The sequence below is a fragment of the Streptomyces sp. NPDC090442 genome (assembly GCF_044769405.1).
GTDB lineage: Bacteria > Actinomycetota > Actinomycetes > Streptomycetales > Streptomycetaceae > Streptomyces.
Window position 1 is genome coordinate 1 of record NZ_JBIVXW010000026.1, and the last position, 16570, is coordinate 16570.

The 16570-nt window shown below is 71.2% G+C and carries 16 protein-coding genes, 1 pseudogene and 2 riboswitches; of the genes and pseudogenes, 12 read left to right on the forward strand and 5 right to left on the reverse strand.

The genetic code is table 11. The features are described from left to right. On the forward strand, positions 1-385 hold a 385-nt coding region (locus tag ACIQU6_RS19375; RefSeq protein ID WP_403482854.1), incomplete at its 5' end, for a DNA-directed RNA polymerase subunit alpha C-terminal domain-containing protein. Positions 386-620: 235 nt separating this feature from the next. Here ACIQU6_RS19375 and ACIQU6_RS19380 read toward each other — a convergent pair. Further along, on the reverse strand, positions 621-1019 hold the full coding sequence (locus tag ACIQU6_RS19380; protein WP_403482855.1) for a VOC family protein: 399 nt from the start codon (positions 1017-1019) through the stop codon (positions 621-623). A 92-nt stretch (positions 1020-1111) separates the two neighbouring features. On the opposite strand from ACIQU6_RS19380, the gene ACIQU6_RS19385 reads away from it, so the two are divergent. Further along, the gene (locus ACIQU6_RS19385; RefSeq protein WP_403482856.1) at positions 1112-2101 is read left to right on the forward strand and encodes a helix-turn-helix transcriptional regulator; all 990 of its coding nucleotides are present in this window, start codon (positions 1112-1114) and stop codon (positions 2099-2101) included. 117 nt (positions 2102-2218) lie between these two features. On the opposite strand, the pseudogene ACIQU6_RS19390 reads toward ACIQU6_RS19385, so the two are convergent. Then, positions 2219-2638 (reverse strand): annotated as a pseudogene (locus tag ACIQU6_RS19390) (MBL fold metallo-hydrolase); the annotation flags it as partial. 200 nt (positions 2639-2838) lie between these two features. Between ACIQU6_RS19390 and ACIQU6_RS19395 the strand changes: the two are divergent. After that, a complete protein-coding gene (locus ACIQU6_RS19395; RefSeq protein ID WP_403482857.1) occupies positions 2839-3699 on the forward strand; it encodes a helix-turn-helix domain-containing protein in 861 nt (286 codons plus the stop codon). Between the two features lie 91 nt (positions 3700-3790). Here the strand turns inward: ACIQU6_RS19395 and tpx are convergent, their stop codons facing one another. The 3 genes from tpx to ACIQU6_RS19410 all read right to left on the reverse strand — a co-directional run bounded on the left by tpx (position 3791) and on the right by ACIQU6_RS19410 (position 6039). Beyond that, entirely contained in the window at positions 3791-4291 is a 501-nt protein-coding gene (gene tpx, locus ACIQU6_RS19400) for a thiol peroxidase (RefSeq protein WP_403482858.1), read from the reverse strand. Between the two features lie 160 nt (positions 4292-4451). After that, the gene (locus ACIQU6_RS19405) at positions 4452-5156 is read right to left on the reverse strand and encodes a WXG100 family type VII secretion target (RefSeq protein ID WP_403482859.1); all 705 of its coding nucleotides are present in this window, start codon (positions 5154-5156) and stop codon (positions 4452-4454) included. Between the two features lie 166 nt (positions 5157-5322). Next, positions 5323-6039, reverse strand: a complete 717-nt coding sequence (locus ACIQU6_RS19410) for a ferric iron reductase (protein WP_403482860.1) — start codon at positions 6037-6039, stop codon at positions 5323-5325. 30 nt (positions 6040-6069) lie between these two features. After that, positions 6070-6240: riboswitch (cobalamin riboswitch) on the forward strand. Positions 6241-6276: 36 nt separating this feature from the next. Here ACIQU6_RS19410 and ACIQU6_RS19415 point away from each other — a divergent pair. The 9 genes from ACIQU6_RS19415 to ACIQU6_RS19455 all read left to right on the forward strand — a co-directional run bounded on the left by ACIQU6_RS19415 (position 6277) and on the right by ACIQU6_RS19455 (position 16517). Further along, the gene (locus ACIQU6_RS19415) at positions 6277-7263 is read left to right on the forward strand and encodes an ABC transporter substrate-binding protein (protein ID WP_403482861.1); all 987 of its coding nucleotides are present in this window, start codon (positions 6277-6279) and stop codon (positions 7261-7263) included. Continuing rightward, complete coding sequence (locus ACIQU6_RS19420; protein WP_403482862.1) at positions 7260-8285, forward strand: FecCD family ABC transporter permease; 1026 nt, start codon at positions 7260-7262, stop codon at positions 8283-8285. Before ACIQU6_RS19415 ends, ACIQU6_RS19420 begins: the two co-directional genes overlap by 4 nt. 73 nt (positions 8286-8358) lie before the next feature. Then, complete coding sequence (locus tag ACIQU6_RS19425) at positions 8359-9123, forward strand: ABC transporter ATP-binding protein (protein WP_403482863.1); 765 nt, start codon at positions 8359-8361, stop codon at positions 9121-9123. 83 nt (positions 9124-9206) lie between these two features. After that, positions 9207-9381, forward strand: a riboswitch (cobalamin riboswitch). Positions 9382-9597: 216 nt separating this feature from the next. Continuing rightward, positions 9598-11121, forward strand: coding sequence for a CoA-acylating methylmalonate-semialdehyde dehydrogenase (locus ACIQU6_RS19430; RefSeq protein ID WP_403482864.1), 1524 nt, complete (start codon positions 9598-9600; stop codon positions 11119-11121). 5 nt (positions 11122-11126) lie between these two features. After that, complete coding sequence (locus ACIQU6_RS19435) at positions 11127-12275, forward strand: acyl-CoA dehydrogenase family protein (protein WP_403482865.1); 1149 nt, start codon at positions 11127-11129, stop codon at positions 12273-12275. Further along, on the forward strand, positions 12272-13351 hold the full coding sequence (locus ACIQU6_RS19440; protein ID WP_403482866.1) for an enoyl-CoA hydratase/isomerase family protein: 1080 nt from the start codon (positions 12272-12274) through the stop codon (positions 13349-13351). Before ACIQU6_RS19435 ends, ACIQU6_RS19440 begins: the two co-directional genes overlap by 4 nt. Beyond that, positions 13348-14247 carry a 3-hydroxyisobutyrate dehydrogenase gene (gene mmsB / locus ACIQU6_RS19445; protein ID WP_403482867.1) on the forward strand — a complete coding sequence of 300 codons (900 nt, stop codon included), beginning with the start codon at positions 13348-13350 and terminating at the stop codon, positions 14245-14247. The genes ACIQU6_RS19440 and mmsB overlap by 4 nt, the downstream gene beginning before the upstream one ends. Further along, on the forward strand, positions 14244-15038 hold the full coding sequence (locus ACIQU6_RS19450; protein WP_403482868.1) for an enoyl-CoA hydratase: 795 nt from the start codon (positions 14244-14246) through the stop codon (positions 15036-15038). Before mmsB ends, ACIQU6_RS19450 begins: the two co-directional genes overlap by 4 nt. A gap of 345 nt (positions 15039-15383) precedes the next feature. Continuing rightward, on the forward strand, positions 15384-16517 hold the full coding sequence (locus ACIQU6_RS19455) for a glutamate--cysteine ligase (RefSeq protein ID WP_403482869.1): 1134 nt from the start codon (positions 15384-15386) through the stop codon (positions 16515-16517). Positions 16518-16570 lie beyond the last annotated feature (53 nt).

Consider the following 16570-nt stretch of genomic DNA (forward strand, 5'->3'; position numbering starts at 1 on the left):
CGGTAAGACCCTGGTGGAGCTGTTCGGCCTCGCCCGCGAGCTGAACATCGACGCCGAGGGCATCGACATGGGCCCGTCCCCGACGGACGCCGCGCAGGCGGCCGATCTGGCAGTGCCGATCGAGGAGTTGGAGCTCACCGTCCGCTCCTACAACTGCCTCAAGCGCGAGGGCATCCACTCCGTGGGCGAACTCATCGCACGGAGCGAGGCCGACCTGCTCGACGTTCGCAACTTCGGTGCGAAGTCGATCGACGAGGTCAAGGCGAAACTCGCCGCCATGGGCCTGACGTTCAGGGACAGCCCACCCGGGTTCGACCCGAGCGCCGCGGCCGACGCCTTCGACGCGGGCAACGACACGGGCTTCACCGAGACCGAGCAGTACTGAACCGCGACGCGGTGTCATCACGCGGCTGAGTTGTGGAAGGCCGCGTTCAACGTCCGGCTATCGCCCCCGCCGCCCTTGTTCGCCACTTACGGGTTGCCTGCCGCTGCCGTAAGTGGCCGCTGCGGGGGCGATCAGCCGTCCGCCGCGGCCGAGCCACCGTGCTGTGACTTGTGGCGCGTGTCGAGCGGGAGCCCTGGAATCTCATGGCTCCCGCGTGGGTGGCCGCGTGCGGGCGTCAGCGTGCGAACTTCTGGATGGCCGCTGGGGTGATGGGCGTGAAGAAGTTGACGAGGTTGCCGTCGGGGTCGCGGAACAGCAGCGACCGGTTGCCCCACGGCATCGTGGTGGGCGCGGTGACGAAGTCGGTGACGAAGCCGGACAGGTTCTGGTGGACGCGGTCCACGTCGTCGACGAGGAACTCGGTGATCACGCTGTGGTTGGCCGCCGGGCGGGCGGAGCCCGGGGCGAACAGCGGGACAGTGCGGGTGCTGGCGATCGCGAGGGTTGCGCCCGCGGTCCTGAGTTCGGCGAAGTCTTCGGTCGCCCACGTCGCCGGCGTCCCGGTGGCTCGCTCGTAGAACTCGACGAGGCGCGCTATGTCGCTGGTGATGATGCGGATCGAGACGAAGTCCATGGGATCTCCTTGGCTGTGCTGGGGGCGTGTACTGCGCAGGCTAGGAGCAATAGTGGACAGAATCGGTCCTGTATTCGCGTTATGTTGTGCGCATGCCTCGACCCACCGGCCGCGTGCTGACGCTCCTGGAGCTGCTGCAGTCCGGAGGAGTCCGGACTGTGGCCGAACTCGCCGACCGGCTCGGCGTCGAAGGGCGCACCGTGCGGCGGTATGTGGACCAACTGATCGACCTCGACGTGCCCGTGGAGTCGGTGCGCGGCCGCTACGGCGGGTACCGGCTCGCGCCCGGATACCGTTTGCCTCCGCTCATGCTCAGCGACGACGAGGCGCTGGCCGTACTGCTCGGCCTGATCGCCGGTCGCCGAGTTGGGTTGACGACGACGGAACGCACGGCCAACGAGACGGCGGCGGCGAAGATCCGGCGAGTGCTGCCCAAGCACATCGCCCGTCGCCTCGACACGCTCCTGGAGACCCTCGCCTTCACGGATCAACCCGGCGAGTTCGACACCCCGGACACCGGGGTCCTGCTCACCCTCGCCGATGCGGTGCGCCACCACCGACCGGTCTCCGTCCGCTACACCGACCGCGACGGACGGCACAGCGCACGCACGCTGCACGCTTACGGGATCGTCGCCCATTCGGGCCGGTGGTACGTCACGGGCAAGGACGCCCAGCTCGACGAGGACCGAACCCTCCGGCTCGACCGCATCGCGGACGCCAGGACCCTGCCCGGCTCCTTCGAAGCACCCGCGGGTCCCGGTCCGGCACAGCGTGTGGTGTCGGGGTTCGCCACGGCTGAGTACCAGCATGAGGTGACCCTGCGGATCCACGGGACAGTTGAGCAGATCCGCGCCCAACTTCCCGCCAGCGTCGCGCGCTTGGAGGAGCGCGGGTCCGCGGCGGGCCAGGACCGGGCCACGGAGCGCTGGTGGCGCGTCGAGCTACGGGCCGAGCGGCTCGACTGGTTGCCTCCGGTGCTCGCCGCACTCGACCGGCCGTTCGCCATCGAGCGCCCCGATGAACTGCGCGACCTCGGCAGCGCGTTCGCCGATCGCCTCGCGTCCTATGTCCGCCAGGTCTGAGGTGACGGCTGGGGCGGCCAGCCTTGTCGAGGGGCGCGGGGAGTTGTCAGGTGAGGCCGGCCAGGGCGAGGAATTCGCCGCGTGTGCGGGCGTCGTTGCGCAGGGTGCCCAGGAGGGTGGAGGTGAGGGTGCTGGAGCCGGTGCGTCGAGCCGGGTGTTCCAGCCGACGTGGTCGACGTGGAGATGGGTGTTGATGACGAGGTCGACGTCCTCCGGTCGGACGCCGGCCCGGGCCAGTTCGCCGAGGAAGTCGGTGTCGAGACGGCTCCAGACCGGCGAGTACGGGCGTTCCTTGTGGTTGCCGACGCCGGTGTCGACCAGGATCGTGCGGCCCTCGCTGCGCAGCAGCCAGGTCTGGATCGCACTGACGCAGACGTTCGCGTCGGGGTCGACGAAGTCCGGTGCCAGCCAGCCGCGGTGCTCGTGCCAGGCACGCTCCGGCGCCTCGGGGAAGAAGGTCGCCGGGGCCAACTCGACCGATCCGTAGTACTCGACGATCCGGGTGATCGAGACGTCCCCGAGCACGATGTCCTGCATGGCTGATCCCGTCCTGTTGCCGATGTTGCGGGTGCCTGGCACCACTGTTGTCCGGTGTCCCTGTTGTCCGGCGCTCCGGATGCCTGGTGCTGTGCGGCTGCCTCCAACCTGGCGTCGGAGGGCGGTGGAGACCAGTCCCGGGTTGTGCCTATGCACGGCAGGGGCAGGCTGACGGACGGGGCGGCGGGCATACTCGGGACATGGCGGATTCCCTCCAACTTGGCGCGTTCCTACGGGCCCGACGGGCGCGGCTGCGGCCCGACGACGTGGGCTTGCCGGCGTCGCCCGGCGTGCGGCGGGTGGTGGGGCTGCGGCGCGAGGAGGTCGCGCAGTTGGCGGGTGTGAGCGTCTCGTACTACACCCGCCTCGAACAGGACCAGCCGGTCCGCGCCTCCGACGGCGTGCTGGCGGCGCTCGCCGGCGCCCTACGGTTGGACGAGCACGAGCGGACCCACCTGCGGGAGCTCGCCGTCCGGCGCCCACGGTCCCTCGGCCGCCCTCCCGCGGAACGCGTCGACGCCCTGACCCGCGACCTGTTGCGGTCGGTCGGGCCCACCCCGGCGCTGGTCCTGGGCCGCCGTACCGATGTGTTGGCCTGGAACGCCCCGGCCCGTGCCCTCCTCGCGGGTCACCTCGACCCCACCGCGCCCGACCGCCCCGCCGACCGGCCGAACCTGGCCCGCATGGCCTTCCTCGACCCGCACACCAGGCACCTCTACGCGGACTGGGCACGCAAGGCACGGGCGGTCGTCGGGCATCTGCGGCAGGTTGCGGGACGCCATCCCGAGGACGTGCTGTTGGCCGCGCTGGTCGGCGAACTGTCCGTGCAGTCCGCGGAGTTCGCCGCGCTCTGGGGCGACCACCGGATCCGGCCGTGCGAAGCGGAGGCGTATCGGCTGCGCCATCCGCAGGCGGGCGAGCTCACGGTCACCCAGCAGATCCTCGTGCTCGCCCGCACGCCCGACCAGTCACTGGTCCTGGTCACCGCGCAGGAGGGGAGCCGCTCGGAGGACGTGCTCAGGGCGCTGGTGCAGGGCGCCGCGTCCGACCCGGCGCACTGATGGCATGCGTCGGCCCGCCGTCCGTCCCCGGGCGGAAACGGACGGCGGGCCGGCATCATTGCCCTGCTCCGGGCTCGGCCCGGAGGCGCGCCTACTTCAGCGCGGCGAGGGCGGCGTCGTACTCCGGCTCCTCGGAGATCTCCGAAACGAGCTGTGCGTGCACGACCTTGTCGTCGGCATCCAGCACGATCACGGCACGGGCCGCCAGGCCGGCCAGCGGGCCGTCCTCGATCGCGACGCCGTACTCGGTGAGGAACTCCCGGCTGCGGAAGGCGGACAGGTTGTGGACGTTCTCCAGATCCTCCGACCCGCAGAACCGCGCCTGCGCGAACGGCAGGTCGGCGGAGATGCACAGCACGACCGTGTCCGCGAGCTCACTGGCCACGGAGTTGAACTTGCGCACGGAGGCCGCGCACGTGGGGGTGTCGACGCTGGGGAAGATGCTGAGGACCTTGCGCTTGCCGGCGAAGTCCTTGAGGGAGCGGTCCGCCAGGCCCGCGCCGACCAGCGTGAATGCCGGAGCGGTGTCGCCCGGCTGGGGGAGGGAGCCGCCGACCGAAACCGGGTTGCCCTTCAACGTGACCTTCGCCATGAGAAAACGCCTCCTGAGAGTGCTTGTGCCAACGCCCCGATCCTATCGAGCGCGCACGAGTGCACCCCGGGCGAGGCGTCGCCTCGACCGCTGGGCGGGCAGCGGCCCCGGCCGCTCCCCGGTGATCCGGGTCCGGAGCGTCAGTCGAAGCTCACACCGCTCACCTTGCTGGTGAAGGTCTCGGCGTGCGAGGCGACCGTCTGGGCGTGCGAGGCCAGCGTCTCCGAGCGGGCGTGCAGTGGGGATGGACGGAGAAGCTGCCGCCCGCCCCGCCTCCGCCGGCGGGCACCCCGAGGGCCTTGGCGGTGCCCTCGTAGACGAGCCCGCTCACCGCCTTCCCGACCACCTCGACGAGCGGAGTGATGGCGGCCTCGATCACCTCACCGATGACGTACTGCTCCAGCTGCTGTTCCAGATAGCTCGTCGCCTTGCGGGCCGCCGCGATGATGCCGGCCTCCGCCGCCTCGGCGATGCCGAAGGTGACGGCCGCGGCGGCCTGGTCCGCGACGAACGAGATGGCCAGCGCCACCAGTTCGGCGATGGCCGCCACCTTCATGCCCACGATGACGCCGGCCGCGGCGTCCAGGGCGGTCGCCACGGTGTTGCACGCCGTGATCAGCTCCTGCATGTGGCCGGACGACATCTGGCTCCACTTGGACATCAGGGCCTCGTAGGACTGGCCCTGATAGACCTCGGAGAGCTGCTCCACCAGCGAGCTGGCGTCCTGGTGGCTCTGCTGGAGGTTGTTGCTGAACTCCCGCACGTGCTCGGCGAACTCGCGGACCTTGTCCTCGTTGACGTTGGGCCAGTGGACGCCGATGAAGTCGAGAAACGACACCACCGCGTCGGGTAGTTCCAGTGCCACCGCGTGCTCCCCCCGAATCTGGTCTGCCCCGTCGTTGCAACGTAGCGCCGGCACTCAAAAGCAGGGCAAACGGACGGTCAGGTTTCGTCCAGGAGACGCGGTGGACTACCGTCATCGACGTTCGACGATGATCGATGCCGGGTGCCGGCGGTCCACGGCCCCGGAGTCACCGGTCGCGGCCGCGCAGCACGCAGTCCCCGCATGGCGAAACGCCGGACTTGCGGTGGTAGAGGCAGCAACTCAAGCGCCGATAGCCGAAGTTGGGCCGCGGCGAACCGGGTATCCAGGTGCCCAGTCCCGCATGTCGGTCGTGCTCGGTGAGTGCCGCGCCCAGCTCCCGGGCCCGTTCCGTCAGGTCGGGACGGGCCGCGGTCACGGCGCCGAGCGCCTCGGCCACCGTGGACGCGGAGTTGCCCCACAGCACCCGCGGGGAGATCGGCAGCAGCTCCCGCAGCCCGTCCGCGACCGGCTCCAGCAGGCGCAGGCCCCGTGCGTACACCGCGGCCGGTGTCGCGTCGCGGTGCACGGCGGGCCGGGCGCAGTGCAGCGGCACCGCGCCGCCCGGCGCGGGGAGCCAGGCAAGCGTGTCGGGGGAGAGGTCGAGCAGGGCGTCGTGGCAGAGGTGGGAGCCGATCAGCGGGGACCAGACCCGGGCCGCCAGGCCCTGGAACATCACCGAGGTCGCCACCCGCCGTTCCACCGGGGCCAGGCGGTGCGCGACGCCGTCGACCCGGTCGGCGAGCGCGACGCGGTCGGTCGCCAACTCGGCCCAGGGGCGGGCCTGGAAGGGAACCGCACCCGTACCGACGTCGAAGAAGCGGCCGAGGCCGGCGAGTTGCGACAGGATCCGCGGGGCGCGGTCGGTGTCGGGGGAGGCAGCCATGGCCGGACATCCTGTCACACGCCAGGAAAACCGACCCCTTAGAATGTCGGCGGATGCCAGGAAGCCGGTGCAAATCCGGCGCGGTCGCGCCACTGTGACCGGGGAGCGAACCTCACCAAAAGGCCACGGCCGCAAGGCGGGAAGGCCGAGGGGAGCGTTGATCCGGGAGTCAGGAGACTGGCCCACTGCCGTACCCCGACTCCGGCCCGGTTCCGGTGAGAGGATCTCCCCTTCGTCATGCGCATACGCGTGCTTCCCGGCCTGGCCGCGGCCCTCAGCCTGCTGCTGGTGGCCGGTTGTGGCTCCGCCACTTCCCAGACCCGCCCGACCTCCTCGGCGCCCGCCGCCAAGGGCTTTCCGTACACCGTGCACAACTGCGGCGTCACCACCACCTACCAGCGCCCACCGACCCGGTCGGTGACGCTCAACCAGCACGCCACGGAGATCATGCTGGCGTTGGGACTCCAGAAATCCATGGTCGGCACCGCCTACCGCGACGACACCGTGCTGCCGCAGTACCGGGCCGCCTACGACGGGATCAAGGTGCTGGCCAAGCGGTACCCCGACGAGGAGACGCTGCTGTCCGCCGAACCGGACTTCGTCTACGGCGGTTTCGCCAGCGCCTTCGACCAGTCCCAGGGCCGCGGCCGGCCCACGCTCGGCAAGGCCGGCATCGACACCTACCTCAACATCGAGAACTGCCCCGGCGGACCGGTGACCCAGGAGACCGACGACCGCGAGATCCGCACCATCGGCCGGATCTTCGGAGTGCCGGACCGGGCCGAGAAACTGATCGCCTCCCAGCACCGCACCCTGGACGGCGTCGCGTCCCGACTGGCCGGCACCCAACCGGTCAGGACGTTCGTCTACGACAGCGGGGAACAGACCGCGTTCACCGCGGGCGGCGCCGGCATCGGCAACGACATGGTCAAGCGGGCCGGTGGCGGCAACGTCTTCGCCGACCTCAAGAAGACCTTCGGCAACGTCTCCTTCGAGCAGGTCGCCCAGCGCGCCCCCGAGGTCATCGTGCTCTACGACTACGGTGACACCCCGGTCTCCGCCAAGAAGGACTTCCTGCTCTCCCAGCCCGCCCTGAAGGACGTGCCGGCCATCCGTCACCAGCGGTTCGCCGTACTGCCGTTGAGCTCGACGGTGTTGGGCGTGCGGGTGCCGGCGGCCGTCGAGACACTGGCCCGGCAGCTCCATCCGGACTCCTTCCGGTGACCCGATTCCGGTACGGGGCGGTGGTGGCCGGCCTGGCCGTCCTGCTGCTGGCGGCGGCCACCTGCGCGGTCGCGCTCGGCTCGGTCGCGGTGCCGCCCGGGGAGGTCTGGCGCATCCTGGCCCACCGGGTCGTGCCGTCCCTGGTCGACGCCGACTGGCCGCGGGTACGGGAGACCATCGTGATGGACGTCCGGATGCCCCGGGTGCTGCTCGGCGCCACGGTGGGCGCCGGACTGTCGGTCTGCGGCATGGCGCTCCAGGCACTGGTCCGCAACCCACTGGCCGATCCCGGCCTGTTGGGCATCTCCTCGGGCGCCGGCGTCGGCGCGGTCCTGGTGGTCGTCTGCGGCGTCACGGTCTTCGGCCACTACTCGGTCTCCGCCGCCGCGTTCCTGGGCGGACTGGCGGCCCTGCTGATCGTCTACGCCCTGGCGCGGGCCGGCGGACGGATGACCACGGTCCGCCTGATCCTCGCCGGCGTCGCCACCGGACAGGTCCTGTCGGCCGTCGCCAGCTTCCTGATCGTCACCTCCGACCAGGCGCAGAAGGCCCAGTCGGCGCTCCAGTGGATGCTCGGCGGACTGGGCGGCACCGGCTGGGACGCCCTGTGGCTGCCGGCCGCCGTCGTACTGCTCGGCACCGTCGCCCTGTTGGGCACCGCCAGGCACCTCAACGTACTGCTGGCCGGTGACGAGGCAGCCGCCGCACTGGGGTTGAACGTCGGTCGCTTCCGGGCCCTGCTCTTCGTCCTGTGCGCCCTGCTGACCGGGGTCATGGTGGCGGTCAGCGGAGCGATCGGCTTCGTCGGCCTGATGATGCCGCACATCACCCGGCTGTTGGTCGGCGCCAACCACCGCCGCGCCCTGCCCGTCGCCGCGCTGCTCGGCGCGGTCTTCCTGATCGGTGCGGACCTGCTCGCCCGTACGGTGATCAGCCCCGAGGAGATCCCCGTGGGCATCGTCACCGCCCTGGCCGGCGGTCCCACCTTCCTGTGGCTGATGTACCGCAAGGGTCTGGCATGAGCGAGCACAGCGAGCGACTCGTGGGAAGGTGCGCGCCTGGCGCGTGCGACGGCGAGCGAAGGGAGGTTTCGGCATGAGCGAACTGCGCATCGAGTCGGTGACCGTCGAGGTGGCCGGCCGCACCCTGGTCGACGGCGTCTCGCTACGGGCCGGACCGGGCGAGGTGGTCGGCCTGGTCGGTCCGAACGGAGCGGGCAAGTCCACCCTGCTGCGCACCTGTTACCGGGCCCTGCGGCCGAGCTCCGGCCGCGTCCTGCTCGACGGCACGGACATCCGGAGCCTGCCGGCCCGCCACGTCGCCCGCACGCTCGCCGCGGTACTCCAGGAGATGCCCTCCGACTTCGGCCTGACCACCCGGGACGTGGTGGCGATGGGGCGCGCCCCCTACCGCCGGGCGTTCCAGGCGGACGGCCGGGACGACACCGAGGCCGTCGACTCCGCGCTGGCATCCCTGGGCGTCGCCGAACTGGCCGACCGACGCTTCGACCGGCTCTCCGGCGGTGAGAAGCAACGCGTGCTGATCGCCCGGGCATTGGCCCAACAACCGTCGGTCATGGTGCTCGACGAGCCGACCAACCACCTGGACCTGCGCCACCAGCTCGACGCCCTGCGACTGGTCCGGGCGCTCGGCGTCACCGCCGTCATCGCGGTCCACGACCTCAACCTCGCCGCGGCCTTCTGCGACCGCGTCTGCGTCCTCGACCAGGGCCGACTGCTCGCCGACGGCCCCCCGGAGGCCGTACTGACCGAGGAGTTGATCGCCGACGTCTACGGCGTGCGGACGGAGGTCAGCATCCACCCGGTGAAGGGCAAGCCGAACATCGTCGCGCTGCCCTGAGGGCCTGCCCTCGTACCGCCTGCGGCCAAGCAGGCGACCGGTGTGCAGTCAAGGGTAGATTTACTAGGACGTCCAACTATATATTCGAGAGCGAAGCCCACGGTGCAGGGAAGCCGGTGCGAATCCGGCACGGTCCCGCCACTGTTACCGGGGAGCACGCCGTCGAGCAGTACGCCACTGACGTGTAAGCGGTCGGGAAGGCGGACGGCGCGCGCCGATCCGGAAGTCAGGATACCGGCCGTGGGGTGTTCCGTGTTGTCCACGAGGATGGAGCAGACACGCATGGCACTGGTGCGCACCCGCGACCCTGGTCAACCGCCCGGACGGGCAGGGAGGACCGCCTCCGCGGCCCCCACCGTCTGAGCGGTCCTTCCGCCATACGCGATTCCGCGTCCCCACGGCCCGCCCGCCTCCGCGCGCGTGCCGCGGACCGGCGCGCCATCCCCGGATCCCACCTGACGAGAGCAGGCAACCATGGTCCGTGCACACACCCCCCAACCCGTCCGCGAACTCACCCACTTCGTCGGCGGCAAGCCCACCCCGGGAACCTCGGGGGCCCACGGCGACGTCTACGACCCCAACACCGGCGAGGTCCAGGCCCGCGTCCCGCTCGCCACCCGCAGCGAGACCGAGGCCGCCATCGCCGACGCCACCGAGGCCCAACGCGCCTGGGGCGAATGGAACCCGCAGCGCCGGGCCCGGGTCCTCCTGCGCTTCCTCCAACTCGCCGATCGCGACAAGGACTCCCTGGCCCGCCTACTCTCCTCCGAGCACGGCAAGACCATCCCCGACGCCCACGGCGACCTCCAACGCGGCCTGGACGTCGTGGAGTTCGCCGCCGGTATCCCGCACCTGCTCAAGGGCGAGTTCAGCGACAACGCCGGCACCGGCATCGACGTGCACTCCCTGCGCTCACCGATCGGCGTGGCCGCCGGGATCACCCCGTTCAACTTCCCCGCGATGATCCCCCTTTGGCAGGCAGCCCCCGCCCTGGCCTGCGGAAACGCCTTCATCCTCAAGCCCTCCGAGCGCGCCCCCTCGGTCCCGCACCGGATCGCCGAACTGTTCCTGGAGGCGGGCCTGCCGCCCGGCGTGCTCAACGTCGTCAACGGCGGCAAGGAAACCGTCGACACCCTGCTGACCGACCCCCGCGTCGGAGCCCTCGGCTTCGTCGGCTCCACCCCGATCGCCGCCCACGTCTACGCCACCGCCGCCGCCCACGGCAAGCGCGCCCAGTGCTTCGGCGGCGCCAAGAACCACCTGATCGTCATGCCCGACGCCGACCTCGACCAGGCGGTGGACGCCCTCATCGGCGCCGGTTACGGCTCCGCCGGCGAACGCTGCATGGCCGTCTCGGTCGCCGTACCCGTCGGCGAAGAGACCGCCGACGCCCTGGTCGCACGACTGACGGAACGCATCGCCCAACTCCGCGTCGGCCGCAGCGACGACCCGGACGCCGACTTCGGTCCGCTGGTCGGCCGGGACGCCGTCGACCGGGTGCGCTCCTACGTCGACCTCGGCGTCGAGGAGGGCGCCGAACTCGTCGTCGACGGACGGGACTTCACCCTCCCCGGCCACGAGGGCGGCTTCTTCGCCGGCCCGTCACTCTTCGACCGCGTCACCCCGGACATGCGGATCTACCAGGAGGAGATCTTCGGCCCGGTCCTGTCCGTCGTGCGCGCCGCCGACTACGAAGAGGCGCTGCGCCTGCCCAGCGAACACCCCTACGGCAACGGTGTCGCCCTCTTCACCCGCGACGGCGACACCGCCCGCGACTTCACCCGACGCGTCAACACCGGCATGGTCGGCGTCAACGTCCCCATCCCGGTCCCGGTCTCCTACTACACCTTCGGCGGCTGGAAGCGCTCGGGCTTCGGCGACCTCAACCAGCACGGCCCGGACGCCATCCGCTTCTACACCCGCACCAAGACCGTCACCTCCCGCTGGCCCGCCGGCATCAGGGAGGGCGCCAGCTTCACGATCCCGGTGATGAGGTGACCACGGTGACCACGACCTACCTCACCGAGGACCAACTGGCCCTGGTCGAAACCACCTTGGACTTCACCCAGGACCACCTCGCCCCACACGCCCTGGACTGGGACCGCGACAAGCACTTCCCCCTCGACGTGCTCCGCAAGGCCGCCGGCCTGGGACTCGGCGGCGTCTACGTGCGCGAGGAGTCCGGCGGCAGCGGACTCACCCGCGCCGACGGCGTCCTGATCTTCGAGACCCTCGCTTCCGGCTGCCCCGCCATCGCCGGCTACCTCTCCATCCACAACATGGTCGGCTGGATGATCGACCACTACGGCAGCCCCGACCAGCGCGAACGCTGGCTGCCCCGGCTGTGCGCGATGGACGACCTCGCCAGCTACTGCCTGACCGAACCGGGCGCCGGCTCCGACGCCGCGGCCCTGCGCACCCGCGCCGTCCGCGACGGCGACGACTACGTCCTGACCGGTGTCAAGCAGTTCATCTCCGGCGCCGGCGCCTCCCAGCTCTACGTCGTCATGGCCCGCACCGGCGACGAGGGCCCGCGCGGCGTCTCCGCCTTCCTCGTCGACAAGGACGACGCCGGCGTCTCCTTCGGCGCCAACGAACGCAAGATGGGCTGGAACGCCCAACCCACCCGCCAGGTCATCCTCGACGGCGTCCGCATCCCCGCCGAACGGCTGCTCGGCGGCGAGGGCCAGGGCTTCCGGATCGCCATGAACGCCCTCAACGGCGGCCGCCTCGGCATCGCCGCCTGCTCCCTCGGCGGCGCCCGCAGCGCCCTGGACCGCAGCCTGGCCCACCTCGCCGACCGCGAGGCGTTCGGCGCCCGCCTGCTGGACGCCCAGGCGCTGCGCTTCCGCCTCGCCGACATGGCCACCGAACTCGCCGCCGCCCGGGCCCTGGTCCACCAGGCCGCCCAGGCACTCGACCGCGGCGACCCCCAGGCGCCCCAACTCTGCGCGATGGCCAAGCGCTTCGCCACCGACACCGGCTACTCCGTCGCCGACCGCGCCCTCCAACTCCACGGCGGCTACGGCTACCTGGCCGAATACGGCATCGAGAAGATCGTGCGCGACCTGCGCGTCCACCAGATCCTGGAAGGAACCAACGAGATCATGCGCGTCATCGTGGCCCGCGGCCTGACGGAGGCGTTCCAGTGACCGGCGCCGACGACCAGCCGGTCCTGCTGGAGACCCGCGGCCGGGCCGGCTATCTGACCCTCAATCGCCCCCGCGCCCTCAACGCCCTCACCCACACCATGGTCCGCCGCATCGACGAGGCCCTCACCGCCTGGGAGAACGACCCCGGCATCGAGACCGTCGTACTGACCGGCGCGGGGGAGCGGGGCCTGTGTGCGGGCGGCGACATCCGTGCCGTCCACGACGACGCGCGCGACGGCGACGGCACCGCGTCCGCCGCCTTCTGGGCCGACGAGTACCGGCTCAACGCCCGCATCGCCCGCTACCGCAAGCCCTATGTAGCCCTGATGGACGGCATCGTCATGGGCGGCGGCGTCGGCGTCTCCGCCCACGGCAGCGTCCGCATCGTCACCGAACGCTCCCGGATCGCCATGCCCGAGACCGGCATCGGCTTCGTCCCCGACGTCGGCGGCACCTACCTCCTCGCCCTCGCACCCGGATCGCTCGGCCTCCACCTCGCGCTGACGGGCGCTCAAATCACCGCGGCCGACGCCCTCTTGTGCGGACTCGCCGACCACTACGTCCCCTCCGAGGGCCTCCCGGCACTCCGCGACGACCTCGCCGAGCGCCCCGTCCACACGGTCCTGGAACGCCACGTCCGCCCGGCCCCCTCCGGCCAACTCGCCGACCAGCGGCCGTGGATCGACGCCTGCTACACCGCCGACACCGTCGAGGAGATCATCGACCGGCTCTCCTCCCACGGCGACCCGGCGGCCAAGGAAGCGGCCGAGACGCTGCTCACCAAGTCACCCACCTCCCTCAAGGTCACCCTCACCGCCCTCCGCAGGGCCCGGCACCTGGGCTCCCTCGAAGCGGTACTCGACCAGGAATACCGCGTCTCCTGCGCCTCGCTGACCGCCCCCGACCTGGTCGAGGGCATCCGTGCCCAGATCGTCGACAAGGACCGCACCCCGCGCTGGTCCCCAGCCACCCTCGCCGACGTCACCGACGAGCACATCGCCCGCTTCTTCGCCCCGCTGGGCGCCGACGAGCTGGGACTCGCCCAACCCGGCACGACACAGGAGGTCCCCTGGTGACCGTGACCCTCGCCTTCATCGGACTGGGCAACATGGGCGCGCCGATGGCCGCCAACCTCGCCGCGGCCGGCCACCGCGTGCGCGGCTACGACAAGGTGGCCACCTGCCTGGACGCGGCCGCCACCGCCGGCGTGACGCCCGCCGCATCCGCGACGGAGGCCGTGGCCGACGCCGACCTGGTCTTCACCATGCTGCCCGCCGGCCGCCACGTCCTCGCCCTCTACGACGACATCCTCGCCGCCGCCCGCCCCGGAACGCTCTTCGTCGACTGCTCCACCATCGACGTCGGCGACGCCCGCGCCGCCCACGACAAGGCCACCGCGGCCGGGATGCGGATGCTCGACGCACCGGTCTCCGGCGGCGTCGTCGGCGCCGAGGCCGGCACCCTCACCTTCATGGTGGGCGGCGAGCCGGACGACGCCGCCCAAGTCGCCCCGTACCTCGACGTGTTGGGCCGCAAGACCGTCCACTGCGGCGGCCCGAGCGCCGGCCAGGCCGCGAAGATCTGCAACAACATGATCCTGGGCATCTCGATGATCGCGGTCAGCGAGGCGTTCGTGCTCGGCGAGAGCCTCGGCCTCTCCCACCAGGCGCTCTACGACGTGGCCGCCACCTCCTCCGGCCAGTGCTGGGCCCTGACCACCAACTGCCCCGTCCCCGGCCCGGTGCCCACCAGCCCCGCCAACCACGACTACCGCCCCGGCTTCGCCGCACCGCTCATGGCCAAGGACCTCGGCCTGGCCGCCAACGCCGCCGAGGCCACCGGCGTCCGCACCGAACTCGGTCGACACGCCGCCGAGTTGTACGCCACCTACGCCCAACAAGCAGGCGTCGACGCCGACTTCTCCGGCATCGTCCGGGACATCAGGGAACAGCGCGACGGAGGACCGGCATGACCATCACGCCACCGACCGACACCTACGAGACGATCCTGGTCGAACGCACCGGCCGCACCGCCCTGGTCACCCTCAACCGCCCCGAGGCCCGCAACGCACTGAACCTCCGGCTCATGCACGAGGTCGTCGCCGCCACCGAAGCCCTCGACCGGGACCCGGACTGCGGCTGCATCGTCCTCACCGGCTCGGCCAAGGCGTTCGCGGCCGGCGCCGACATCAAGGAGATGCAGCCGCAGGGCTACCTCGACATGTACCTGAGCGACTGGTTCGGCGCCTGGGACCGGCTCGGCCGACTCCGCACGCCGACCGTCGCCGCCGTCGCCGGCTACGCCCTGGGCGGTGGCTGTGAACTGGCCATGCTCTGTGATGTGTTGCTCGCCGCAGACACCGCCGTCTTCGGCCAACCGGAGATCAAACTGGGCGTCCTGCCCGGCATCGGCGGCTCGCAACGGCTGACCCGGGCCATCGGCAAGGCCAAGGCGATGGAGATGTGTCTGACGGGCCGCACCATGGACGCCGCGGAGGCCGAACGCTCCGGCCTCGTCTCCCGCGTGGTGCCCGCCGACCAACTGCACACCGAGGCGCTTGCGGTCGCCGAAACCATTTCGGGCATGTCACTTCCGGTCGCAATGATGGCCAAAGAAGCGGTCAACCGGTCCTTCGAAACCACCCTCGCCGAAGGCGTCCACTTCGAACGCCGAATCTTCCACGCGGTCTTCGCCACCGCGGACCAAAAGGAAGGCATGACCGCCTTCATCGACAAGCGCCCACCCCACTTCACCCACCGCTGACCCGCACGAACTCCCCGTCGGGCCGCCCGCCCCGATCGCCGCGCACCCCGCACGGCTCCCCGGCAGGCGGCCCGATTGTGCTGCGGGCAATTCCCACTCCACCCCTCACCACCGCCCCGCACACTCACGTCACCCCCACCCCTGAAGCCCCACTAACTACCCCAAATTGTTGGCTACTTACCCGGGCACCGCGACGGTGGCATCGGGATATACGATCTTGATCATGCTTCTCAGTCCCCCGAGTGCCTCCGCTGTGCCCTCCCCCGACACCCCCGCACAGCCGACCGCCGACGGGCCCCGCCGCCCCACCCAGGAAGCAGGCCCCCGCTCGTGAGGCCGGCATCGATGCCCGCCGAGGCGGCCGACCACTCCTGGCCCGTACCCACCGTCGGCGTGGAAGAGGAGTTCCTCCTCGTCGACCCGCACAGCAGGCGACTGGCGCCCAAAGGCCCGGAGGTCCACGCGGCGCTGTCGTCCGCCGTCCCGCACGCCGAGCCCGAAATGCACGCCGCACAACTGGAACTCGTCACCGGCGTCTGCCACGACCTGGAAGAACTGAGAAGCCAACTGGTCTCCGGACGCCGACGATTCGCCCAGGCCGCCGAGGAGAACGGTTGCCGACTCATCGCCGTCGGCATGCCACCGGTCGAGAGCCCGCCCCTCTTCACCCCCAAAGACCGATACGCCTACATACAGGAGACCTACGGCTCGCTCGCCCACACCTCCTGCGTCGGCGGCGCCCACATCCACATCGGCGTCGACGGTCTCAACGAGGCCCTGCACGTCTGCAACCTCATGCGACCGTGGCTCCCCACCCTGCTCGCCCTGTTCGCCAACTCCCCGGTGCACAACGGCACCGACACCGGCTACGCGAGCTGGCGCACCATGGTCTGGTCCCGGTGGCCGACCGCCGGACCGCCCCCGCACCTGCCCGACGCCGCCACCTACCACGGCACCGTCGACCAGCTCGTGCGCTCCTCCGCCGGCCTGGACGAGGGCATGCTCTACTGGTACATCCGCCCCTCGGTCAGATGGCCGACCGTGGAGCTCCGGGTCGCCGACGTCTCCCTCACCGTGGACGAGGAGCTGCTGCTCACCGCCCTCTGCCGCGGCCTGGTCCAGACCGCCCTACTCCCCGCGAACCGCATGCCCACCGACCCACCGATCCGTAGCGAAGTGCTCCGCGCCTCCTGCTGGCGCGCAGCCCGCTACGGAATGACCGGAGACCTGCCGGACGCCACGACCGGCCACCTCGTCCCCGCCTGGCAAGCCGTCGACGCGCTGACAGCCCACATACGACCGGCCCTGCTGGACTCCGGCGACCTCCCCTTCGTCGAGCAGGCCACCGGATGGCTGCGCACCCAAGGCAACGGCGCCCAGCGACTCCGCGAGGTCTACCAGCGCTCGGGCCGGAACCCGGCGGACGTCGTCGACTACGCGATCCAGGCCACCAGGAGCGCCCCGTACCGCCTCAACTAGGGCCACCACGCATGCCGCCGTACCGCTGGCCGCCCTCCTGGCAGGAACCGTCG